The following is a 21,672-nucleotide window of genomic DNA, read 5'->3' on the forward strand; positions in this document are numbered from 1 at the left end:
AAGTGATTGCCAAATTTATTTTCACAATTCAGCAAGCCATGCGGATAATTATAAAAAAATCTCCCCACCGCGCCATTATTTAAACTTTTTTAATAATAAATCGACGCCTGACGCGCCACTCAAAAGGAAATCATCACAATCGGGCAAGTGTGATATTGCTCAAAAGATTCTCAGGCCCGCCCCGCTATGGTAGCACCATCAGCTCTTACTTTATGTTGAAAATCGGGTATTTAAGTTACTAAGGAAATTAACATGTCTGATTCAATTAACAACGCTGCGGCAACGCAAAAAAGAGGCATTCCCGCCTGGTGGGTGACCATCTTTCTCTTCTGGCTCGGCTGGATATTTATGTACGCCGACCGCACAATATTAAACCCGGTAATGGGGGAGTTAGAAAAAGAGTTTTCATTAAGCGGTACCCAGCTCGGCATTCTTAATTCCGTATTTTATTTCTCCTATGCTCTGTTACAGGTTCCGGCTGGAATATTAGGCGATAAAATAGGGAAGAAAAAAGTGCTGGTTCCCGGCTTCTTATTATTTGGCGTCTTTACCGCCGTCACCGGCTGGGCAAAAACCTGGACTACCCTGCTGTTTGCCCGCGTGGTTACCGGCGCTGGCGAAGGGACCTATTACGGCCCGCAGTACGGCCTCTCCTCCGAACAGATCCCGAAAAAGTACCGCTCGCTGGGCAGCGCCATCATCAACAGCGGCATGGCCTTTGGTATCGCGCTGGGCCTGATGAGCTCCAGCTGGCTGGTTTACGACCAGGGCTACAGCTGGCGGATGCCGTTCTACGCCATGGCCGTGCCGTCAATTCTGGTGGGGCTGGGGATCTGGTTCTTCGTTAAAGAGAAAAAACGTGCGGCGGTGACCGCCGATGGCGCGGTCGTGAAGAAAGGCAAGTTCAGCGACCTGCTGAAAAACCGCAACCTGCTGCTCACCTATCTGATGGTGTTCTGCAGCCTGTTTGGCTTCTTCGTGATCCTCACCTGGCTGCCGTACTACCTGCAAAGCGAGCGCGGTATTGCGGGCAGCGAAACCGGCTTTATCTCTTCACTGGTGGCGTGGATTTCTATTCCCGGCGCGCTGATTTTCTCCTCGGTGTCTGACCGCCTCGGCAAACGTAAGCCGCTGATTTTAATTCTCGTCCCGGTCGCCATCCTCAGCATGCTGTCGATTATCTGGATGCCGAGCATGACCGGCGTGGTGGTCGCCCTGTGCGTCTACGGCCTGGTCGGCAAGCTGGCGCTCGACCCGGTGCTGGTGGCGCTGGTCGCCGACAGCGTGGATGAGAACAACTACAGCACCGCGTTTGGCCTGTTCAACTTCATCGGCATGAGCTCCTCCATCCTTGCGCCGATCATCGCGGGCGCCGCGCGGGATATGACCGGCAGCCTGGCCTCCAGCTTCTATGTTTCCGCCGTCCTGCTGGCCATCGGCCTGGTCGGCATGCTGTTTTTGAAAGAGAAGAAATAATCAGAGGTAATAACCATGATTTATGCGTTTATCAAAAAGGGCAGCTTTCAGGATTCCGTCAGCCTGATGCTCATTTCGCGCAAGCTCAGCGCGTCGCCCGAGGTAGAAGAAGTCTCGGTGATGATGGGCACGCCCGCGAACAAATCCCTGCTCGAAACCACCGGGTTCTGGCATAAGGATTTTACCGACGCCACGCCGAACGATATCTGTGCCGCCGTGCGGGCTGGCGCAGAAAATCCGGGGATAGTCGATTTGATCCGCGAACAGCTGGAAGCTGAACTCACCGCCATCACCCAGGCGGCGGGCCAGGGGCAGCATCTGGCGAAAGCGCGCCGCTGGCAGAGCGCCTGCGACAAACTGCCGGACGCCAACCTGCTGCTGATCTCCGTGGCCGGGGAGTACGCCGCGGGCGTTGCCGAGCAGGGATTGCTGAGCGGCAAAAACGTGATGATGTTCTCCGATAACGTACCGCTTGAGCAGGAAGTCGCCCTTAAGCAGCAGGCGCGGGATCGCGGGTTGATCGTTATGGGGCCGGACTGCGGAACCGCAATGGTCGCCGGGGCGCCGCTGGCGTTTGCTAACGTGCTGCCGAAGGGCAGCATCGGGATTATCGGCGCGTCCGGTACCGGCATTCAGGAACTCGCCTCGCAAATTGCCCTGCACAACCACGGCGTCAGCCACGCCATTGGTCTTGGCGGACGCGACCTCAGCGCGGAAGTGGGCGGCATCAGCGCGCTGACGGCGCTGGAGTGGCTGGCCGCCGACGAGCAAAGCAAAGTGCTGGCTTTCGTCTCTAAGCCCCCGGCGGAAGCGGTGCGCCAGAAGGTGATCGCCGCCATGCAGCGCATCCCTAAGCCCGTTGTCGCCCTCTTCCTCGGCGCGAAGCCAGAGAAATGCAACGAGGGCAACGTCTGGCTGGCCTCAACCCTTGCGCAGGCCGCACAGCTTGCCGTCATGCTCGCCTGCGTGGCGGAAGTCACCGAAACCCAGCCTGCGGTAGTCGGTAAAACCATCTCCGGGCTGTACGCCGGGGGAACGCTTGCCGCCGAAGCCGCGATGCTGCTTGCCGCGCGGCTGGACGTTGAGCCGGACGCCCATCACCACAACGGCATCATGCTGGAGGCAAAGGGCCACCGCATCGTCGACCTGGGCGACGACGTTTATACCGTGGGCCGCCCGCACCCGATGATTGACCCCACCACCCGCTCCCTCGAAATCGAGAAGCTCATCCAGCAAAAAGAGGTGGGCGTGCTGCTGCTGGACGTGGTGCTGGGCTTTGGCGCCTGCGCCGATCCTGCTGGCGCGGTGGTGGAAGCCGTGCAGAAAGTCCGCGAGGCGCGCGGCTCTGGCAATCCGCTGGTCGTTATCGCCACCTTAACCGGCACGGAAAGCGATCCGCAGTGCCGCACCACGCAGGCCGATACGCTGCTGAACGCCGACATCGTGGTGATGAACAATCTTCAGGAAGCCATCCTGCTGGCAGCGCACCTCATCAGCCGCCACCAGCCGCCTGTCACCACGGCGCGTCCCGCCATTCTGGACGGCGTAAAAGTCATCAACGCCGGCCTGCGCAGCTTTGCCAGCGATCTGCAAAGCACGGGCACGCCGGTTGTGCACTATCAGTGGGCACCCGTTGCCGGTGGCAACGCACGGCTCGCCAGTCTGTTAAAACAACTGAATTAAGAAGGAAGTGGCAATGTATTCATCAATTTCCGAAGCTAATGCGGCAATCATCGAGCAAATCAAAGCGGCGCGTCCCTACTGGACCGACGTACGTCTGGCCCATGAGGCCATTCCTGAGCTGGCGCAGGGCAAAAAGCTGCTCCATGCGGGCCCGCCGATCGCCTGGCAGGAGATGACTGGCCCGATGCGCGGCGCATGCCTGGGGGCCTGCCTGTTTGAAGGCTGGGCGGCTAGCGAAGAAGAGGCAAAGAGCCTGCTGGACAACGGCGGCGTGACGTTCATTCCGTGCCACCACGTCAGCGCGGTTGGCCCGATGGGGGGCATTACCTCCGCCCATATGCCGGTGCTGGTGGTGAAAAACAGCGTGCACGGCAACCAGGCCTGCTGCAACCTGAACGAAGGGATCGGTAAGGTGATGCGCTTCGGTGCCTACGGCCCGGACGTGCAGCAGCGCCTGCGCTGGATGCGCGACACCCTGGCCCCGGTGCTTCAGGAAGCGCTTGGGCGCATTGATAACGGCATCGACCTGACCGCGTTAATGGCGCAGGCAATCACCATGGGCGACGAGTTCCACCAGCGTAACATTGCCGCCTCCGCCCTGCTGATGCGCACCCTGTCGCCCTATATCGTGCAGCTGGACCGCCCGAAGGCAGAGCTTGCGGAGGTGATGCAGTTCCTGAGCGTCACCGACCAGTTCTTCCTGAACCTGGCGATGGCCTACAGCAAAGCGGTAATGGACGCCGCCGCACAGATTAAAGCAGGGTCGATTGTCACCGCCATGACCCGCAACGGGCGCGATTTCGGCATCCGCGTCAGCGGGCTGGGCGACCGCTGGTTTACCGCGCCGGTCAACACCCCGCAGGGGCTGTTCTTCACCGGCTTCAGCCAGGCGGACGCCAACCCGGATATCGGCGACAGCGCCATCACCGAAACGCTGGGCATCGGCGGCGCGGCGATGATTGCGGCGCCGGGCGTGACGCGCTTCGTGGGGGCGGGCGGGATGGACGCCGCGCTGGAAACCAGCGAAGAGATGACCGAAATCTATCTCGACAGCAACCCGATGCTGCAAATCCCGTCGTGGAACTTTAAAGGGGCATGTCTGGGCCTTGATATCCGTCGCGTGGTGGAAACGGGGATCACGCCGCTGATTAACACCGGGATTGCCCACCGCGAAGCGGGCGTGGGGCAGGTCGGGGCCGGGACAGTGCGCGCACCGCTGCCCTGCTTCGAACTGGCACTTGAAGCCCTTGCGCAAGTTCATCATATTACGGCTTAAACCTACGAGGGGGCGGCGCGGCTGCCCCTCAAATGGAGCGATATGAATGGATCTCTTTCTGGCGCCGGGCGGCAGCGGGCTGCCCTTCCCTGACGGCAGCGAACTTCGCCTGCACAGCCGCTTTACCCACGCCATTAACGTGACGCACGCCAGCGGCAGGCTTTTTACTTTTCATCGCTATGGCAAAGGCTGTAGCCCAACGGGCTGGATTTTTTATAATGACGATTTCGATAAAATTAACCGCTTTATTGCCGCTGATAGCACCTTAAACGTCAAAGATCGAGGCTTTACCGGCCGTGGATACTCGCTGCGAAACCGGCGTCGACTGAATTTTAACGTCCCAGAAGGCGAGATTGCGCCGCCCGACCTGCACAGATTCACTAACCCAACGGGCCTGCTCGGCCCGCTCAACGAGGCGGTTAACCAGCAGGATCATCCCCTGCTGAAATTACTGACCCACCAGCTGGACCGCTGGCTGGCAGGTTACAGGCCGGACTGGCGCGGCCTGATTGGCCTGGGGCCGGGGCTGACGCCGAGCGGCGATGACATGCTGACCGGCGCGCTGGCGGCGCTCTATTCTAACCAACAACTCCTTGCCCTTAACCGTTACCCTTCAATTCTGCCTGACTTTCAGTCGCTTTTAACACTGACCACATCCGTGAGCTGTAGCTATCTCGACAGCGCTGCCAGAGGGCAGTTCTCAACGCCGCTGGTAAGACTCATGGGCCGTCTGGCCCATTCTCGCGATAGCGAAACTGCCATCCGTGATCTGCTCGATCACGGCCATACTTCCGGCGCAGATACCCTTCTCGGGCTGGTTACCGGGCTGCGCTGGCTCAGGAAAGCGTTTCCAGGAGCCAATCATGCTTGACCATGAAACGATTCGCACTTTTATTAAGGTCGCGGAAACCGGCAGCTTTTCACAGGCCGCCGCCGCGCTGCATAAAACCCCGGCCGCGATGAGCTACCGCATCAAGACGCTGGAAGAGCACGTCGGCACCCAGCTGTTTACCCGCACCACGCGCACGGTGAACCTCACGCTGGCGGGCGAATGCCTGCTGGAACATTGCCGACAGTGGCTAAGCTGGGTCGACGGCATGCCCGACGAGCTTAAGCAGATTAACGCCGGGGTGGAGCGCCAGGTTAACATCGTGGTCAACAACCTGCTCTACCAGCCCCAGGCCGTGGCGGAGTTTCTTGCCTGGCTGCACAGCCGCTTCCCGTTTACCCAGTTTCAGATCTCCCGCCAGGTCTATATGGGCGTCTGGGACGCGCTGCTGTATGACGATTTTCACATCGCCATCGGCGTGACCGGCTCGGAGTCCCTTTCGAACAATATTGCGCTTCACCCGCTGGGCGAGATTTCGTGGCTGTTCGTCGTCGCGCCGCACCATCCGTTAGCCAAAATCAGCGGCGAAACCATCGCGGAAGAGCATCTCCGGCGCTACCCCGCCATTAATATCGACGACACCTCACGGACGCTGACCCGCCGCGTCGCCTGGCTGCTGCCGGGCCAGAAAGAGATCAAAGTGCCGGATATCAGCACCAAGCTGGAATGCCATCTCAAAGGGCTGGGGATTGGTTTTTTACCCTATAACCTCTGCCAGCCGTGGCTGGAAAGCGGTGAGCTGGTGACGAGGAAGGTCGAGCGCGCGCGGCAGCCGTCGCAGCTTTCTCTGGCGTGGAAATCAACGGGAGTGGGTAAAGCGATAAGGGAAGTTGTGACGCAGTTTCAGCGCAATGAGCCGACGATCAGGGGATTTTTGCACCAGATAGACCGCAGGCCCACTCGATAAAAACACTAACGGCACCCTCGGGTGCCGTTTTGTTTTTACTACCTGATGGCTTTACGCCATCTCCGCCTGCATACGCAGAACCTGGCGGTTTACTTCAGACATAACGGATAAGTGCTGCTTATCTTTCACTTTTGGGATGAGGATCTTGCCCTTATCGAACTCAAAAGCGCCAACGTCCTTGATGTACAACCGTCCACGGAACAGGATTTTCACGTACTTCGCCACCTGAAGCGGGTTGTAACGTTGGAAAATTTTCATTGTTTTTACTCTCCTGCAGTGTTTACGCCCCTGCGGTTCCACATTTGGTCCGACAAAACGAGGCGAAAAATTTGGTGCCTGGAAACTATAGTCCATATACAAACCGACACCTAGTTTGCATAACCTTTTTTACCGTTCGATTACAATTTCTCAGAATAATCTATTCGAATGTAAATAAATCCCAGCTTAAGCATTCAAAAAGCAGGGATATGTGCGGCGGCCCGCAAACTGGCACTGTTGTTGCGAGACAGATAGCCATTCAGCACTTATGCTTAAAACACCGCGACCAAGTGGTCGGATCACCTGCAATTCACCGCCCATAATAAGGAGTCACTCATGACCCTGCGCACGGCGCTTGCGCTTACCGCCCTGCTGCTGCCTCTGATGGCCTCAGCCCACAATTTCGAAAAGAACCAGCGCGTGCCCCCGGTGGGCATTGCCGATAAAGGCGAGCTGGTGCTGGATAACGATAAAGATAAGTTTAGCTATAAAACCTGGAATAGCGCGCAGCTGCCTGGAAAAGTGCGGGTGCTGCAGCATATTGCCGGACGCTCAAGCGCAAAAGAGAAGAACGCCGGGCTGATTGAGGCTATTAAGGCCGCCAGATTCCCGCACGATCGCTACCAGACCACGACGGTTGTTAACACCGATGACGCGATTGTGGGAACGGGTATGTTTGTGCGCAGCAGCATCGAGAGCAACAAGAAGCAGTATCCGTGGTCGCAGTTCATCGTGGACAGCAACGGCGTGGCGAAAAAGGCCTGGCAGCTGGAAGATGCCGGTTCGGCGATTGTGGTGCTGGATAAAACCGGGCGCGTTCGGTACGCCAAAGACGGCGCGCTGACGCAGGAAGAAGTGCAGCAGGTGATGAACCTGCTGCAGGAGCTGCTCAGTAAATAGAAACCCGGAAGCCTGGGTTTAAGAAGGATTCACGCGGGGTATAGTCGAGAGGCTTGCCCTGCCAGTCGTGGACATGCGCCCCGGCGGCAACCGCCACGGCGTGGCCTGCGGCGGTATCCCAGATGTTGGTTGGCCCAAAGCGCGGGTAAAGCTGCGCCTGGCCATCCGCCACCAGGCAGAACTTCAGCGAGGAGCCGATGGCGGTAGTCTGGTGTTCGCCAATCTGCTGGAGATACTCTTTCAGCTCGCTGTCGGTATCCGAGTGGGAGCGGCTTACCACGACCAGCGGCGGGCGCGCATCGCGCACCTGAATTTGATTACGTGTGCCGCACTCTTCTTTCCACGCTTTGCCTTCCGCCGCGCTGTACATAATCTTCAGTACCGGGGCGTAGACTACTCCCATCACCGCCTTGCCCTTTTCAATCAGCGCGATGTTTACCGTGAACTCTCCGTTGCGCTTAAGAAACTCTTTGGTGCCGTCCAGCGGGTCCACCAGCCAGTAGCGATCCCATTTCTGACGAATATCCCAGCCTTGCGGGTCTTCTTCGGATAACACCGGCACGTCCGGCGTCAGGGCCTGTAAGCCCTGCATAATAATAGTGTGGGCAGCGAGGTCGGCCGCGGTGACCGGCGAGTCGTCGGACTTCTGGGTAGCCTCCAGCGGCTTCTCCCCTTCGTAAACCTGCATGATGGCGGCTCCCGCCTCTCGTGCCAGCTGGCAAATTTGTTCTAACATTCTTCACCTCATGTCGTTGCGACGCACGCTTCACCGCGCGATTAACCTGTTGTTTTACTTATATCTCATTGCGTCATGATGCGCTATCTGTGAAGCGATTCCGGTTTCCCCGGTCCGATTTCTGGCAGACTTCACACTTTTGTAAGCAACGGCCTGTAAATTCATTGCCTTTTGTGGCGTACCTCGAAAAAGGACCTTAATCATGATCAAGTTTAGCGTAACGATGCTTGCCACGCTGATTGCGACCAGCGTCAGCGCGGCAACCGTCGATCTGCGTATCCTCGAAACCACCGACCTGCACAGCAATATGATGGACTTCGACTACTACAAAGATACGCCTACCGAAAAATTCGGGCTGGTGCGCACGGCAAGCCTTATCAACGCGGCCCGCAGTGAAGCAAAAAACAGCGTGCTGGTGGATAACGGTGATTTGATTCAGGGTAGCCCACTTGGCGACTACATGGCGGCAAAGGGGTTAAAAGCCGGAGAGATCCACCCGGTTTATAAGGCGCTGAACACGCTGGATTATGCCGTCGGCAACCTCGGAAACCATGAATTTAACTACGGGCTGGATTACCTGCACAAGGCGCTGTCCGGTGCGAAGTTCCCGTACGTAAACGCCAATATTATCGATACAAAGACCGGCAAACCGCTGTTTACCCCTTATCTCATTAAAGAGACCAGCGTGACGGATAAAGACGGCAGGCCGCAGACGCTGCGCATCGGCTATATCGGCTTCGTGCCGCCGCAGATCATGACGTGGGATAAAGCAAATCTGGAAGGCAAAGTCACGGTGCAGGACATCACCGAAACCGCGAAGCGTTATGTTCCGCAGATGCGTAAAGAAGGGGCGGATTTAGTGGTGGTGATTGCCCACTCGGGGCTTTCCAGCGACCCGTATCACGCGATGGCCGAAAACTCCGTGTACTACTTAAGCCAGGTGCCCGGCGTAGATGCCATTCTGTTCGGCCATGCCCACGCCGTGTTCCCGGGTAAAGACTTTGCGAATATCAAAGGCGCGGACATTAAACAAGGCACGCTCAACGGCGTGCCCGCAGTGATGCCGGGGATGTGGGGCGATCATCTGGGCGTGGTGGATCTGGTGCTCAACAACGACAGCGGATCGTGGAAAGTCACCGGCAGTAAAGCCGAGGCGCGCCCGATCTATGACAACGCGGCGAAAAAATCGCTGGCACCGGAAGAGAAGGCGCTGGTGAAAGTGCTGGCCCACGACCATGACGCCACCCGTGAATTTGTCAGCAAACCCATCGGCAAATCAGCCGATAATATGTACAGCTATCTGGCGCTTGTTCAGGACGATCCTACCGTGCAGGTGGTGAACAACGCCCAGCGCGCCTACGTCGAGAAATATATTCAGGGCGACCCGGATCTCGCGAATCTGCCGGTTCTTTCCGCCGCCGCGCCGTTCAAAGTGGGCGGGCGTAAAAACGATCCCGCGAGCTTCGTCGAGGTTGAAAAGGGCCAGCTGACCTTCCGCAACGCCGCCGATTTATACCTCTATCCGAACACGCTGGTCGTGGTGAAGGCGAGCGGAAAAGAGGTGAAAGAGTGGCTGGAATGCTCCGCCGGGCAGTTCAACCAGATTGATGTCAACAGCAGCAGGCCGCAGCCGCTCATCAATTGGGACGGCTTCCGCACCTACAACTTCGACGTTATCGACGGGGTGGACTACCAGATTGATGTCTCACAGCCTGCGCGCTACGACGGCGACTGCAAGCCTGCGAACCCGCAGTCTGAACGCATTAAAAACCTGACGTTTAAGGGCAAGCCAGTCGATCCGAACGCCACCTTCCTGGTCGCGACTAACAACTATCGCGCCTATGGCGGCACCTTCGCCGGAACGGGCGAAAAGCATATTGCCTTTGCGTCCCCGGATGAAAACCGCTCGGTGCTGGCAAACTGGATTAGCGCGCAGAAAGAGATCCACCCGGCGGCGGACAACAACTGGCGCCTGGCGCCGATTCACAGCGCGCAGCCGCTGGATATCCGCTTCGAAACTTCGCCGGGCGAGAAAGCCGCCGCGTTTATCAAGGAGAAGGCTCAGTATCCGATGAAAAATGTCGGCACGGACGAGATTGGCTTCTCTGTTTATCAAATTGATTTAACTAAATAACCTGTCGGATGACGCTGCGCTTATCAGACCTACGGCTGCATCAGGTTGATTTACCCTAGTGATGCTTCAGGCGTCCCGTTCGCGGGACGCCATCACCTGCGGCAAATTCCCCTCAATCCAGTCCGCCAGCGCGGCGACTTTTTCGGCCACCTCGCCACCGAGCGGCGTCAGGCTGTACTCCACGTGCGGCGGCACTACCGGGTACGATTTGCGGTTAACAAAGCCGTCCGCTTCCAGCCACTGTAGCGTTTGCGCCAGCATTTTTTCGCTCACGCCGCCCATTTTACGGCGCAGGTCGCTGAAACGGTGCGTACCGCCCTGAAGCGCTACCAGTATCAGCACGCCCCAGCGGCTGGTGACGTGTTTCAGCACGTCCCGCGAGGGGCATTTCTCGGCAAACAGGTTGCCGCTGCGCATCTGCTCGCTAAGCGTTGGCGCGCTTTCAACGATTTCGCTCATCTTATACTTACCTTTTTGTACGTACTTACTAAAAGTTAGTTAGGGTGCTAGTGTGGCACAACTAACCCAAAACAGTAAGGTGTTTACCATGATTGCGATTACCGGCGTTTCCGGCCAGCTTGGCCGTCAGGTTGTAGAAGAGCTGTTGAAAAGCGTGGAGGCAAACAGCGTGGTGGCGATTGTCCGCACGCCGGCCAAAGTGAGCGACTTAGCCGGGCGCGGCGTGCAGGTTCGCGCCGCTGACTACAACGATATATCGACTATGCAACAGGCGCTGGCGGGCGTCGAAAAGCTCCTGCTGGTCTCTTCCAGCGAAGTCGGACAGCGCGCCGTTCAGCACCGCAACGTGATTGACGCCGCGAAAGCCGCAGGCGTAAAACTCATCGCCTACACCAGCCTGCTGCACGCGGATACCTCTCCGCTTGGCCTGGCCGAAGAGCATGTGGCAACGGAAAAAATGCTTGAAGAGTCTGGCGTTCCTTTCGTGCTGCTGCGCAACGGCTGGTACACCGAAAACTATCTTGCCAGCGTTCCGGCTGCCCTGAAGCACGGCGTGTTTATTGGCAGCGCAGGGGCAGGAAAAATTGCCTCTGCCACGCGAGCTGACTATGCGGCAGCGGCGGCAAAAGTTCTGACGCTGGATAATCAGGCCGGGAAAACCTATGAGCTGGCGGGCGATCGCGGCTGGACGCTGGCGGAGCTGGCGGAAGAAGTCAGCAGGCAGAGCGGTAAAACCGTGGTTTATCAGAACCTCAGCGAAGCGGAATTCAAAGCGGCACTGCTGGGCGCGGGTTTACCGGAAGGTTTTGCGGCAATGCTCGCAAACTCAGACATCGGCGCATCCAAAGGCGGCCTGTTCGACGATAGCCACCAGCTCAGCCAGCTGACTGGTCGCCCCACAACCTCCCTTGCGGAAAGCGTTCGCAGCACGCTGTAATTGTTAACTATCCGTTAACGGCGGACATCCCTATACTTATGGGGTGTCCCCGCGGAGGTTTTCAGTGCAAGGCGTTCCCGAGCAGTTCATTGATGAGAAAGACAGCGCCCAGTTCCGGCATCTGCCGCAGCTGCCGGGCGTTGAGCTTTACCACGCCCACATCTCACGCTACGCCTTTGAACCCCACACCCACGAAGCCTTTGGCATCGGCACCGTCACCTGGGGAGCCGAGCGCTTCCGCTATCGCGGCGCACAGCACGTTGCCGCCCGGGGCTCTCTGGTGCTGATGAACCCGGACGAGCTGCATACCGGCGAAGCGGCGACGGAAGACGGCTGGCAGTACCGTATGATTTATCTTGAGCCTGAACTGCTGGAATCCGTCACCGGCGAGCGCCGCTGGTGGTTCAGCGATGCGGTCAACCATGATCCGCTGCGTTCGCATCAGGTAGGGCAGCTGATAAACGGCCTGTGGAGCGCCGACGACTCGCTGACCCAGCAGGGCCTGCTGCTCAATCTGATTGAGGCTTTTCGGCCTTACGCGCATCACCAGTCCGCCGGGCCGCTGGAGGCCTCGCACCGCTTCGAACGCATCCGCGAATACCTCCACGACAACTATATGCACCCGATAACGCTCGACGAACTGGCCGCCGTAGTTTCACTAAGCCCCTGGCATTTCCAGCGCCAGTTCAAAGCACACTTTCACGTCACGCCCCACCAGATGCTGATGGCTATTCGCCTGTGGTACGCAAAACAGTTTCTGACCAACGGCGTTCCCGCAGCGCAGGTTGCGGCCATGAGCGGCCTGACGGACCAGGCTCACCTGACCCGCGCTTTCGCCCAGCGTTATGGCATCACGCCCGTGCGCTACCAGAAACAGGTTTCCCGCTAGCTAAACCGCAATCTCATACAATACTCGCACCCGCCTCGCCCCTACACTGGCCGCAAAGAACTGACCGGAAGAGTAAAATGTTAACTGGCGTGCTGTATGCCCTGATGGCCGGGCTGATGTGGGGGCTGATTTTTGTCGGCCCGATTATCGTGCCGGACTACCCGGCCGCGCTGCAGTCTACCGGGCGCTACCTTGCGCTGGGGCTGATTGCTATCCCGCTGGCATGGCTCGGGCGGCAGCGCCTGCGCCAGCTTAGCGGCAGGGACTGGTTTACCGCGCTGAAGCTCTCTACCGTCGGGAACCTGATCTATTACGTCTGCCTGGCAAGCGCGATTCAGCGCACCGGTGCGCCCATTTCTACGATGATTATTGGCACCCTGCCGGTAGTGATCCCCGTGTTTGCCAATCTGCTCTACAGCAAGCGCGACGGAAAACTGCCGTGGCGACGGCTCGCCCCGGCTCTGGTAGTCATCGCTATTGGGCTGGTGATGGTCAATACCGCCGAACTGCGCCGTGGGGAGGTTGATTTCAGCTGGTGGCGATACGCCAGCGGTATCGGTCTGGCCTTTATTTCCGTCGTCTGCTGGGCATGGTATGCGCTGCGCAACGCCCGCTGGCTGCGGGAAAATCCAGATAAAAATCCGATGATGTGGGCCACCGCGCAGGGGCTGTCCACGCTACCTTTCTCGCTGCTGGGATACGTTGCCGTCTGCCTGTTTATGGCCCGCAGCAGCGCCGATTTTGCCCTGCCGTTTGGCCCGCGCCCGGAGGTGTTCGTCACGCTGATGCTGGCTATCGCCCTGCTCTGCTCCTGGCTGGGCAACCTGTGCTGGAACATCGCCTGCCAGCGCCTGCCGACGGTGATTGTCGGACCGCTTATCGTTTTTGAAACGCTGGCCGGGCTGGCCTATACCTTTATGCTGCGCCACAGCTGGCCCCCCCTGCTCACGCTGCTGGGCATTCTTTGTCTGGTTATCGGCGTGGTGCTGGCGGTCCTCACTAAGCCACAGAAAGTACAGATAAAAGAGGTAGCAGCCGCAGGGGAATAACGGCGCTACCCAAAAATAGGCATAGCCTCAGCCTAAAGATGCATTTAATATGCATCTTATATTCTACAAGATGAGGTACCGACCATGGCCTTCCGCGACCAACCCCTAGGTGAACTGGCATTAACCATTCCCCGCGCCTCCGCGCTGTTCCGCAAGCTGGACCTGGATTTTTGCTGCGGTGGCAGGCAGACGCTTGAGCGTGCCGCTGCCCGTAAAGAGCTGGATCTGGCAGCCATAGAGGCCGAGCTGGCGACTCTGGCTGAAGAACCCATCGACAAGGAGTGGCGAACCGCGCCGCTGCCGGAAATCATCGACCATATTGTGGTTCGCTACCACGACAGGCACCGCGAACAGCTGCCGGAGCTGATTCTACAGGCGACTAAGGTTGAGCGCGTGCATGCGGATAAACCGAACGTGCCGAAGGGGCTGGCGAAATATCTCACCATGCTGCATCAGGAGCTGAGCAGCCATATGATGAAGGAAGAGCAGATCCTGTTCCCGATGATTAAACAGGGCATGGGCGCTCAGGCTAACGGTCCGATTAGCGTCATGGAAAGCGAGCATGATGAGGCGGGAGAGCTGCTGGAGGTCATCAGGCACACCACCAATAACGTTACCCCGCCGCCGGAAGCGTGCACCACCTGGAAAGCGATGTATAACGGGATTAACGAGCTGATTGACGATCTGATGAATCACATCAGCCTCGAAAACAACGTGCTGTTCCCTCGGGCTCTGGCTGGGGAGTAGGCCTTAAAAATGGGCAATCCACACGGACTGCCCATTTTTTTTAGCATTTTAGCGCCGCAATAAACGATGCGCTGTTGCCAGCAACCGTCCCTTCGAACAGCAACGCCGTCCCTACCAGCACCGCATCAAACCCTGACTCAATTGCCCTGCCTGCATCCTGCGGCTTACGCAGGGCACTGGCGCTGACCAGCAGATCCGGGTGACAGGCCCGTGCGGCGCGATAAAGATCAAGGCTGCGCCCCACCGTTCCGTCATCGGTTTCACGCTGGCGAATATCCCGGTTACAGACTGCCAGAACACAGCCCGGCGGTAACAGCCAGTCGTCCAGCTGTGCCCTGGAATCTGCTTCAATAAAGGGGGTCAGCCCAATCTCCAGTGCGGATAAGGCGAGCTGTGTCAGCTCCTGACGGCGGAGGATCTGGGCGCTCAGCAAAACGGCGCTGGCACCCGCCGCCTGGCTTTCGCCCAGCTGTGCTTTACGGGTAATAAAGTCTTTGCGCAGAACGGGCACGTCCGTCTGGCTCGCTATCCGCTCAAGCAGCGCCAGGTTTCCCTTATGCCACCTGCCGGTTGTAACCGACAGGCAAGCTGCACCTGCTGCCAGGTAATCCCGGGCGATGTTTAAAGCCTCTCTCCCCCGAAGCAAATCGCCATGCTCAGGCGACCACGGCTTGATCTCGGCGATTAACGGCGTGGCCGATGCGCGTAATGCAGGAATAAAAGTGCTCACGCCCGCTCCCGTAGCTGCCGACAAAAATGTTGCGTGCGTTGCAAAACGCCTAACCCTTCACCGGAATGTAAAATTCTGCGGGCCAGTGAGATGCCCTTTGATAACGAGTCCACCCTCCCGGCGACTAACAGTGCCGCTCCGGCGTTGAGCGCCACGGCTTCCAGGGCTTCAGCTTCATCGTCACCTGCCAGCACTCGTTGCAGGCGAGCGGCGTTTTCGGACGGGCTGCCACCTGCCAGCGCCCGCAGAGCCGCGGTGTAAGCCTCTTTTCCAGCCTGACCAAATGTGTCGTTCCACTGCCTGTCCCCTTTGTGCTGCACCCACCAACAAACGTTATGCCCTGTGGGCAGCAGTTCATCGGCGCCAACACCTGCGTGCACAAACAGTACGTTGTCCTGCGTCAGTTCATGAGTCGCGCAGGCCAGAACGTTCATCAGTTCAGGGTTACTGACGCCCGTCACCTGGCCCTTCAGCTCAAACGGACATAACAGGGGCCCAAGTCTGTTAATAAATTGCCCCACCAGCCGGAAAGAAAGCGGCTGGCAGGCGAGCGCCAGCTTACGACACAGTGCCGGGTAGCGTGCGACGGGGGCAAAACCAATCCCCAGGGTTTGGATCATCTCTTCAAGCACAGCATCGTTACCGGGAACCCGAATGCCTAACCGGTCCAGGACATCCTGCGAACCACTCCTGCTGCTGTAAGCCCGTGAGCCGCTTTTCAGCACCGGAACGCCCGCAGCCGCCGTCACAAAAGCGGCGGTCGTGGAGATATTGAAGGTGTTAACTCCGCCTCCTGTCCCGACAATATTTACGGCGGCAAGGGCCGAGGGTAAACGGGTTTTCGGGTAAGCCTGCTGGACGTAGTGCAAAAACGACAGCACCAGATTCATGGATAGCGGCTGCGACGACATCACGCTTAGCACGGCCACAATCATCTGCGGCGAATGTTCGCCGCAATCAACCTGATGCCAGAATGCAATCATCTCCTCCATGTCCAGCGGCTGGTGATGCATCAACGCCGCGAGGAATGCATCATGGTTTGCCATGAGACTCTCCTTTCTCTTAAAGCCCCGGTTTTAATTTACCGTCGACAAACCGGGTGATAACGCCCAGCGTGCTGAACTGCTCGACGTTCAGCTCTTCCGGCTGGATGACGATGTCGAAGTCGCTCTCAAGCCAGGCCACCAGTTTCAGCACGCCCAGACTGTCGATAATGCCGAAATCCACGAGGTTCATGTTTTCGTCAAACTCATCGGCTTTGATATCCGGCGCAAACTCTTCGCTCAGAAAACGCGCAACGATAGCCTTGATGTTCATTGTTTTTCTCCTTGTTTCTCGGGCCATACGGGGTGTCGGCCCTGATTGTCTTCCTGTGCGCCAAACCGTTTAATCACAGCATGGCGACTCAATTTACCGTTGGCATTTTTCGGCAGCGGCTGGCTTTGCAGATGGTAGCGACGCGGCAAAGCGTAGGCCGGCAGCTGCTGCATAAGGTGCTGGCGCAGCGCCAAAGCGCTGTGTTCACCCAGCCCCTGCGCCGCCAGCTCAAGCTGACGTTCGCCATTGCGCTCAGCGACAAATGCCACGCACTCTTCAAGCCAGCCACAGCGCAATGCATTCTGTTCAACGTCCTGTAAATCAACGCGGTAACCGTTCAGTTTGACGATATCGTCACAGCGCCCCAGGAAGTGGAATACGCCCTCCGCATCTTTGCGTACCCGGTCACGGGTGCGGAAAAAACGTTTACCTTCAAAGTGACGAAATGCCTGCTCCGTCAGCGCCGGGTCGCCATACCCTTCCATCAGCGTCGGGCAGTGCACCCATAATTCTCCGCCCTCTTCCGGCACAACAGCCTCAAGCTGTTCGTCCAGCAGCCGCCAGTCGGTATAGGCCAGCGGATAACCCAGCGGCACGGTTTCAGACTCAAGATTTTGCGGGCAGGGATAACAGAAGGTGTCGTTGGTTTCGCTGCTGCCATAGATGTTGTAAAACGCCGCGCTGGGAAATAGCTTTCGCAGACGTTCAAGCTGCGCGCCCGGCATCGGCTCACCGGCAAACAGCACCGCACGCATATCGGGATAAACGGCTTTGTCGTCTGCACCCAGCAGCAGGCGTAAAGATGTCGGCGTGGAATGCCAGAGTGTTGCCCGCTGCTGTCGGCAAATCTGCCCGATGCGCGGGCCGTTTGCGGCATCTTCTTCACGGGTCAGCAGCAACGTGGCGCCGCAGCGGAAGATGCTAAAAAGATCGAGGAAGGTCAGGTCGAACGCCAGCGGGGAGTGATTTAACAGACGGTCGTCACGCCCTGGCGCGAAGGTGTCGCGTACCCAACGGCTAAACGCTTCGATTTGTGCCGCGCCAATACGCACCGACTTTGGCAGCCCCGTCGAACCGGAGGTGTGTAAGATTGCCGCCAGCGGCTGGTTTATGGGTTGATGACTGTTGTTCTGATGCTCAGCTAAGTCATGAATATTGATCAGAGGTATGCCCAGAGCAGCCGCAGGCGGACGCAAGGTGGCTACGTTGTTTTCGTCGGTCACCAGCACCGCAGGCTTCAGCACTGCAAGCACAGCCTGTAAGCGTTCTGGGGGATAAGAAGCATCCAGGGGGGCATAACAACCGCCGCGGCTCAGCACAGCCAGTACGGCCTGCACGGCGGGAATGCTTTTTTTCATCACCAGCGCACACACCGGGTTTTCTACCGTTAGCGGTGGCAGAACCTCTGCCAGTTTCCTGACGCCGTTAGCCAGCTGCCGATAGTTATAAGCCTTGTCGTCACAACGAAGAGCAAGCGCTTCGGGATCCCGCGCATTCAGCACCCAGTCAGCAAGATGCCAGGGGAAGATATCGGCCATCATCATAACCCCAGCATTGCCGCAAGGCGGTTGCGTTGAATGTCCGAAGTGCCGGAATAAATCACCCCTCCTACCGCGTCGCGCAGCTGTTTCTCAATACCCATTTCAGCCATATAGCCGGAGCCGCCAAACAGGGTGACGGCATCTAAGGCCGTTGCGACATTGCTTTCGCTGATAATCAGCTTCGCCGCCGCAAGATCGGCGGCGGCATTTTTCCCGTGATGCAGCGATTCGGCCGCCCGCATCAGCCAGTAATGCGCCGTTTCCACTTGCAGATGCATATTGACCAGACGATGGGATATCGCCTGGTTCTTACCAATTGGTTCGCCAAACTGCATTCTGGTTTTTGCCTGTGCGAGGCACTGCGCCAGACGGCGTTTCATCTCCCCGACCTGGCAGGCGAATACGCAAAGCACCTCCCATTTCATCACGAAGTCCATAATGGCAAACCCCATCCCCGGCTTCCCTAACAGGTATTCATCGGGGATGTAGACGTCAGTGAGATACAGATCGCTCAGGGGTGAGGTTTTCAGCCCCATTTTGTGACCGGCTGGACCCACTAATACCCCCTCGCTTTGGGTATCAACGAGGAAGGTGCTAAAGCCGCCCAGCGTGCCGCGAGTGCGGTCAGTGCAGGCGTAAACCACAACGTAATCCGCAATCGGGCCGTTGGAGACAAAAATCTTGCTGCCATTTAGCCGCCAGCCCTCACCGTCACGCACCGCCGTGGTTTGCATCGCGAAGGCATCAGAACCGCTTTCTGCTTCGGTGATGGCGTGGGCCCCGATACGCTCACCGCTAATGAATTTCGCCAGGTGGCTGGCGCGTAACCTTGCCGAACCAAAGCGTTCAACGGGCAGGCAGGTGCTGCACAGATGCGTACACAGCGCAAAACCCAGGCCGCCATCATGGCAAAGCTCGCCAAAATGCACGAGAAAGCGGGCCGCCTGCACAGCGTCCAGCCCTAATCCTCCGGCGGCAGAACTGTTAAGCAGGCCGGTCAAGCCGCACTCTTTGAGGATTGCCCAGCGATCGTGGCTAAAACTCCCTTTTATATCGTCTGCCTGCCATCCTTTATTGATTGACGACTCCCAGTAATCGATGCCTGCCAACAAAGCGTCAAAGAGATCCTCTGTCATTGATGTATTCATCCGTAAGCTCTTACTCCTGCGGAGGGAGGTGGGGTTCCCTCGGGTACTGAGAAAAGATCAGGCTGCCGTTTAAGCCGCCGAATCCCAAAGAATTGCTCATCACCGTTTGCACGCTGACCGGCAGCGGCTGCTGGCAGCCGGGCAGGCGGAAATTCATTTCCGGCATGGGCGTCTGGCAGGTGCTCATTGGGGGGACGCGCTGTTCGAGCAGTATCTTCACGGAGAGCACGGCCTCCAGCGCTCCTGCGCTTCCCAGCAAATGGCCGGTGCCACTTTTGGTTGAACTGACAACGATGCTATTTGCCTCCTCGCCGAACACCTGCTGCATTGCCAGCAGCTCATTGCGGTCGTTAGCTGGCGTTCCTGTGCCGTGACAATTGATGTAGCCAGGCGTTTCCCCCTGCGCTTCGGCCAGCGCCTGGCGCATGGCGCGTACCAGCCCGTCTGGAATAGGGGCCGTGAGATGGTGGCCATCCGCGGCAAGCCCACAGCCCCGAAACAGTGCCAGGGGCGCTGCTCCACGAGCTAACGCGTGATCCAGGTCTTCGAGCACCATCATGGCCGCCCCGTCCCCCATCACCATGCCTTTGCGCTGGACATCAAAGGGCCGACAGGCATCAGAGGCAATCGCACGCAGCGAATTAAAACCTGCAAAATCTGCCTCCCGGATTTGATCGCACCCGCCTACCAGCATCAGCGGCACATCCCCCTGGCGGACGCGCTCAAAAGCGTGGCTGAACGCTGCCACGCTGCTGATGCAGGCGCAGGAGAATGCGCTCACCGGCCCGCCAATCTGCAGCAAAGATGTGAGCAATTGCGTTGCGCCCGACAGCGCCGCGTACCGGGCATCTTTTTTTTGCCCGCTAAGGGCAAAGCTGTCCATTGTGCCGCCGCTGGTGGTCGCTATGCACAGCCCCATTTGCGCGCTGTCGCCAGGGGTAAGATTTGCCTGTTGTAGTGCTTCTTGCGCAGCCAGCCAGCCATAACCTGCGCAGGGATTCCGGCGATAGGTGTCTTCGTCTATCGGCCAGCGTGCTGCCAGCGTGGTGTGCCAAAGCCGCTGAGGATCAAGGGTATAGACCTGCTGTGTGCGATAAGGCGCGGCGTTGAAATGTTTGGGGCTTGCCGGTAGCGCGCCACCGGCTAACAAATGTTGCCAAAGAGCAGGCAGGCCAGTGGCATCTCTGGTGAGTGCACCAAGCCCGGTTACGGCAACCGTTTTAGCGCTCATGATTTCCCCCTGCCGTCTGCGCAAAGCGCAGATGAATCATCCCGCCGCCCTTTTCCGTGAAGGTATGCAGCAGCCAGTGTTCGATATTGTCCGGGCGAGCCCCTGCCAGGGATGCAAGTTGACAGACGGTTGCCGCGCCCATCAGCTGTGGGAGAGGGCTGGTCGGGTAACGCTCGTGTGGGGATGAATAGCCTTCACAAACCTGCTGCATCAGCTGCTGAGCAACAGGATGTAAAGTACTGCTGGCATGAATTGCACATTCGTTGTGCGGAATATGAAAGCGCTGCAGGGCTTGCTGGCATTGTGAGAGAACCTTCTTCTGGTCGCCAGACAAAGGCACTACGCAGGACAGTTCAGCTAATATCGGCGCACCGCGCCCGTGCGCGCTACGCTGGGTTTCGAGCATCACAATGCTCAGGCTGTCGCTGAAATAAGATCTGGCGTCCAGATGCTGCACATGTGCCTGCAGTAACGGGGAGTATTGTTCATAACCAACGACCAGAACCCGCTCGCAACGCCTCGCCTGCAACCAGTCACAGGCCATGATCAGCGCATCCAGTGAGGCGAGTTCCCCGGAAACCGCCGCCGCCGCGGGTCCATGTAATTTGAAAGCAATACTGACGGCAGAAAGGGGGAAGCTATGGGTTGCTTTAGCAAACTCAATGGCATCAATACCGCGCGGGCCTTTCTCCCGCAGGGTTGCCAGAATTTCCTGAGTCACCCCCATGCATCCGTAATAAGCCCCGGAAACCAGCCCCGTCTCGTTACCGAACGCCTCTGTCGGGGAGAGTAATGCACGCTCGAACATTTCTTCGCATAAGCCGCATAGCAGCGCAGAAAGAGGGGTTTGACGTTTTAGCGTCGTCGCCAGCTGAACGTCAGAAAAAGTCATTACCGGCCTATTTGCATCTCCTTCTTCGCGCAAGAACTTATGTTCCGGCTGCATGGTTGCCGTACCGGTAATCACTAATTTTTCCATCATGACCCCAACCGTTAATTTTAAATCGCGGCAACGTTAATATCGATGACAAGCAGAGCGGCCAGTATAATGATAATAAACATCACCATGTATTCATTTGTATACCCAACTATCACAAAGAGTCAGAATTAAAGACTTAATGCGGCGGAGCGTATTACTTATACCAATAAAACAAAATGCGAATAATATATATCCGCACAAGTCCCCCCCTGGCCATCCTAAATATCCCGTAAATAAATCACGAAAAATAACAAACAATCACAAAGGGTTTACATTTAGCACAGTTAGCGCTGAGGATGTTTATTGGAAACCAACAGGAAATGACAAAAACAACATGCAAAACAATAGAATACCGGCAACCCCATACAAAGGGGTGATATTTTTTA

General features: G+C 57.7%; 21 protein-coding genes. 11 read left to right on the top strand and 10 right to left on the bottom strand.

Annotated features, from left to right (window positions below):
- Positions 1–252: 252 nt before the first annotated feature.
- From AAE045_RS02755 to allS, 5 genes are read left to right on the top strand one after another with little or no spacing between them, the layout of a single operon-like run.
- Complete coding sequence (locus tag AAE045_RS02755; protein WP_455546359.1) at positions 253–1,476, top strand: MFS transporter; 1,224 nt, start codon at positions 253–255, stop codon at positions 1,474–1,476.
- A 15-nt stretch (positions 1,477–1,491) separates the two neighbouring features.
- Positions 1,492–3,159 (top strand): acyl-CoA synthetase FdrA, encoded by a 1,668-nt coding sequence (fdrA, locus tag AAE045_RS02760; protein ID WP_455546360.1) that lies wholly within the window; start codon positions 1,492–1,494, stop codon positions 3,157–3,159.
- A gap of 13 nt (positions 3,160–3,172) precedes the next feature.
- Complete coding sequence (locus AAE045_RS02765) at positions 3,173–4,435, top strand: DUF1116 domain-containing protein (protein ID WP_455546361.1); 1,263 nt, start codon at positions 3,173–3,175, stop codon at positions 4,433–4,435.
- 46 nt (positions 4,436–4,481) lie between these two features.
- Positions 4,482–5,306, top strand: coding sequence for a DUF2877 domain-containing protein (locus tag AAE045_RS02770; protein WP_455546362.1), 825 nt, complete (start codon positions 4,482–4,484; stop codon positions 5,304–5,306).
- A complete protein-coding gene (gene allS / locus AAE045_RS02775; protein WP_455546363.1) occupies positions 5,299–6,231 on the top strand; it encodes an HTH-type transcriptional activator AllS in 933 nt (310 codons plus the stop codon). The genes AAE045_RS02770 and allS overlap by 8 nt, the downstream gene beginning before the upstream one ends.
- A 51-nt stretch (positions 6,232–6,282) precedes the next feature.
- Here the strand turns inward: allS and AAE045_RS02780 are convergent, their stop codons facing one another.
- Positions 6,283–6,489 (bottom strand): DUF1107 domain-containing protein, encoded by a 207-nt coding sequence (locus AAE045_RS02780; protein ID WP_121266826.1) that lies wholly within the window; start codon positions 6,487–6,489, stop codon positions 6,283–6,285.
- A 336-nt stretch (positions 6,490–6,825) separates the two neighbouring features.
- Here AAE045_RS02780 and AAE045_RS02785 point away from each other — a divergent pair, with 336 nt between their 5' ends.
- Positions 6,826–7,389 carry a YtfJ family protein gene (locus tag AAE045_RS02785; protein WP_455546364.1) on the top strand — a complete coding sequence of 188 codons (564 nt, stop codon included), beginning with the start codon at positions 6,826–6,828 and terminating at the stop codon, positions 7,387–7,389.
- Here AAE045_RS02785 and cysQ read toward each other — a convergent pair.
- The gene (gene cysQ, locus AAE045_RS02790) at positions 7,379–8,125 is read right to left on the bottom strand and encodes a 3'(2'),5'-bisphosphate nucleotidase CysQ (RefSeq protein WP_455546365.1); all 747 of its coding nucleotides are present in this window, start codon (positions 8,123–8,125) and stop codon (positions 7,379–7,381) included. The genes AAE045_RS02785 and cysQ overlap by 11 nt on opposite strands.
- 202 nt (positions 8,126–8,327) lie before the next feature.
- Here cysQ and AAE045_RS02795 point away from each other — a divergent pair, with 202 nt between their 5' ends.
- Positions 8,328–10,259 carry a bifunctional 2',3'-cyclic-nucleotide 2'-phosphodiesterase/3'-nucleotidase gene (locus tag AAE045_RS02795; RefSeq protein WP_455546366.1) on the top strand — a complete coding sequence of 644 codons (1,932 nt, stop codon included), beginning with the start codon at positions 8,328–8,330 and terminating at the stop codon, positions 10,257–10,259.
- Between the two features lie 66 nt (positions 10,260–10,325).
- On the opposite strand, the gene AAE045_RS02800 is transcribed toward AAE045_RS02795, so the two are convergent.
- Positions 10,326–10,718, bottom strand: a complete 393-nt coding sequence (locus AAE045_RS02800; protein WP_455546367.1) for a winged helix-turn-helix transcriptional regulator — start codon at positions 10,716–10,718, stop codon at positions 10,326–10,328.
- Positions 10,719–10,806: 88 nt separating this feature from the next.
- Between AAE045_RS02800 and AAE045_RS02805 the strand changes: the two genes are divergently transcribed.
- From AAE045_RS02805 to ytfE, 4 genes are all read left to right on the top strand, one after another.
- Positions 10,807–11,655, top strand: a complete 849-nt coding sequence (locus AAE045_RS02805; protein ID WP_455546368.1) for an SDR family oxidoreductase — start codon at positions 10,807–10,809, stop codon at positions 11,653–11,655.
- Positions 11,656–11,719: 64 nt separating this feature from the next.
- Positions 11,720–12,544, top strand: a complete 825-nt coding sequence (locus tag AAE045_RS02810) for an AraC family ligand binding domain-containing protein (protein ID WP_455546369.1) — start codon at positions 11,720–11,722, stop codon at positions 12,542–12,544.
- A 77-nt stretch (positions 12,545–12,621) separates the two neighbouring features.
- Complete coding sequence (locus AAE045_RS02815) at positions 12,622–13,593, top strand: DMT family transporter (protein ID WP_455546370.1); 972 nt, start codon at positions 12,622–12,624, stop codon at positions 13,591–13,593.
- 84 nt (positions 13,594–13,677) lie between these two features.
- Positions 13,678–14,340, top strand: coding sequence for an iron-sulfur cluster repair protein YtfE (gene ytfE / locus AAE045_RS02820; protein ID WP_455546371.1), 663 nt, complete (start codon positions 13,678–13,680; stop codon positions 14,338–14,340).
- 40 nt (positions 14,341–14,380) lie between these two features.
- On the opposite strand, the gene AAE045_RS02825 is transcribed toward ytfE, so the two are convergent.
- The 7 genes from AAE045_RS02825 to AAE045_RS02855 are packed head-to-tail and all read right to left on the bottom strand — an operon-like array spanning position 14,381 to position 21,289.
- Positions 14,381–15,070: a hypothetical protein gene (locus AAE045_RS02825; RefSeq protein WP_455546372.1), complete on the bottom strand. Its 690-nt coding sequence runs from the start codon at positions 15,068–15,070 to the stop codon at positions 14,381–14,383.
- A complete protein-coding gene (trpD, locus tag AAE045_RS02830) occupies positions 15,067–16,116 on the bottom strand; it encodes an anthranilate phosphoribosyltransferase (protein WP_455546373.1) in 1,050 nt (349 codons plus the stop codon). The genes AAE045_RS02825 and trpD overlap by 4 nt, the downstream gene beginning before the upstream one ends.
- A gap of 16 nt (positions 16,117–16,132) precedes the next feature.
- Entirely contained in the window at positions 16,133–16,387 is a 255-nt protein-coding gene (locus AAE045_RS02835; RefSeq protein WP_455546374.1) for an acyl carrier protein, read from the bottom strand.
- Positions 16,384–17,928: an AMP-binding protein gene (locus tag AAE045_RS02840; RefSeq protein ID WP_455546375.1), complete on the bottom strand. Its 1,545-nt coding sequence runs from the start codon at positions 17,926–17,928 to the stop codon at positions 16,384–16,386. Before AAE045_RS02840 ends, AAE045_RS02835 begins: the two co-directional genes overlap by 4 nt.
- A complete protein-coding gene (locus AAE045_RS02845) occupies positions 17,928–19,076 on the bottom strand; it encodes an acyl-CoA dehydrogenase family protein (RefSeq protein WP_455546376.1) in 1,149 nt (382 codons plus the stop codon). The genes AAE045_RS02840 and AAE045_RS02845 overlap by 1 nt, the downstream gene beginning before the upstream one ends.
- 10 nt (positions 19,077–19,086) lie before the next feature.
- The gene (locus tag AAE045_RS02850; RefSeq protein ID WP_455546377.1) at positions 19,087–20,307 is read right to left on the bottom strand and encodes a beta-ketoacyl-[acyl-carrier-protein] synthase family protein; all 1,221 of its coding nucleotides are present in this window, start codon (positions 20,305–20,307) and stop codon (positions 19,087–19,089) included.
- Positions 20,297–21,289, bottom strand: a complete 993-nt coding sequence (locus tag AAE045_RS02855) for a beta-ketoacyl synthase N-terminal-like domain-containing protein (RefSeq protein ID WP_455546378.1) — start codon at positions 21,287–21,289, stop codon at positions 20,297–20,299. The genes AAE045_RS02850 and AAE045_RS02855 overlap by 11 nt, the downstream gene beginning before the upstream one ends.
- Positions 21,290–21,672: the final 383 nt, after the last annotated feature.

The sequence above is a fragment of the Dryocola clanedunensis genome (genome assembly GCF_038405435.1).
In the GTDB taxonomy this organism is placed as follows: Bacteria; Pseudomonadota; Gammaproteobacteria; order Enterobacterales; family Enterobacteriaceae; genus Dryocola; species Dryocola clanedunensis_A.

Bases quoted from the DNA above. Each gene is read 5' to 3' on its own strand.
- AAE045_RS02785 (WP_455546364.1), top strand. From the start codon at position 6,826: ATGACCCTGCGCACGGCGCTTGCGCTTACCGCCCTGCTGCTGCCTCTG.
- AAE045_RS02855 (WP_455546378.1), bottom strand. From the start codon at position 21,289: ATGATGGAAAAATTAGTGATTACCGGTACGGCAACCATGCAGCCGGAA.
- AAE045_RS02780 (WP_121266826.1), bottom strand. From the start codon at position 6,489: ATGAAAATTTTCCAACGTTACAACCCGCTTCAGGTGGCGAAGTACGTG.
- AAE045_RS02805 (WP_455546368.1), top strand. From the start codon at position 10,807: ATGATTGCGATTACCGGCGTTTCCGGCCAGCTTGGCCGTCAGGTTGTA.
- trpD (WP_455546373.1), bottom strand. From the start codon at position 16,116: ATGGCAAACCATGATGCATTCCTCGCGGCGTTGATGCATCACCAGCCG.
- AAE045_RS02835 (WP_455546374.1), bottom strand. From the start codon at position 16,387: ATGAACATCAAGGCTATCGTTGCGCGTTTTCTGAGCGAAGAGTTTGCG.
- cysQ (WP_455546365.1), bottom strand. From the start codon at position 8,125: ATGTTAGAACAAATTTGCCAGCTGGCACGAGAGGCGGGAGCCGCCATC.
- allS (WP_455546363.1), top strand. From the start codon at position 5,299: ATGCTTGACCATGAAACGATTCGCACTTTTATTAAGGTCGCGGAAACC.
- AAE045_RS02755 (WP_455546359.1), top strand. From the start codon at position 253: ATGTCTGATTCAATTAACAACGCTGCGGCAACGCAAAAAAGAGGCATT.
- AAE045_RS02850 (WP_455546377.1), bottom strand. From the start codon at position 20,307: ATGAGCGCTAAAACGGTTGCCGTAACCGGGCTTGGTGCACTCACCAGA.
- AAE045_RS02845 (WP_455546376.1), bottom strand. From the start codon at position 19,076: ATGAATACATCAATGACAGAGGATCTCTTTGACGCTTTGTTGGCAGGC.
- AAE045_RS02800 (WP_455546367.1), bottom strand. From the start codon at position 10,718: ATGAGCGAAATCGTTGAAAGCGCGCCAACGCTTAGCGAGCAGATGCGC.
- AAE045_RS02795 (WP_455546366.1), top strand. From the start codon at position 8,328: ATGATCAAGTTTAGCGTAACGATGCTTGCCACGCTGATTGCGACCAGC.
- AAE045_RS02765 (WP_455546361.1), top strand. From the start codon at position 3,173: ATGTATTCATCAATTTCCGAAGCTAATGCGGCAATCATCGAGCAAATC.
- AAE045_RS02770 (WP_455546362.1), top strand. From the start codon at position 4,482: ATGGATCTCTTTCTGGCGCCGGGCGGCAGCGGGCTGCCCTTCCCTGAC.
- ytfE (WP_455546371.1), top strand. From the start codon at position 13,678: ATGGCCTTCCGCGACCAACCCCTAGGTGAACTGGCATTAACCATTCCC.
- AAE045_RS02815 (WP_455546370.1), top strand. From the start codon at position 12,622: ATGTTAACTGGCGTGCTGTATGCCCTGATGGCCGGGCTGATGTGGGGG.
- AAE045_RS02840 (WP_455546375.1), bottom strand. From the start codon at position 17,928: ATGATGGCCGATATCTTCCCCTGGCATCTTGCTGACTGGGTGCTGAAT.
- fdrA (WP_455546360.1), top strand. From the start codon at position 1,492: ATGATTTATGCGTTTATCAAAAAGGGCAGCTTTCAGGATTCCGTCAGC.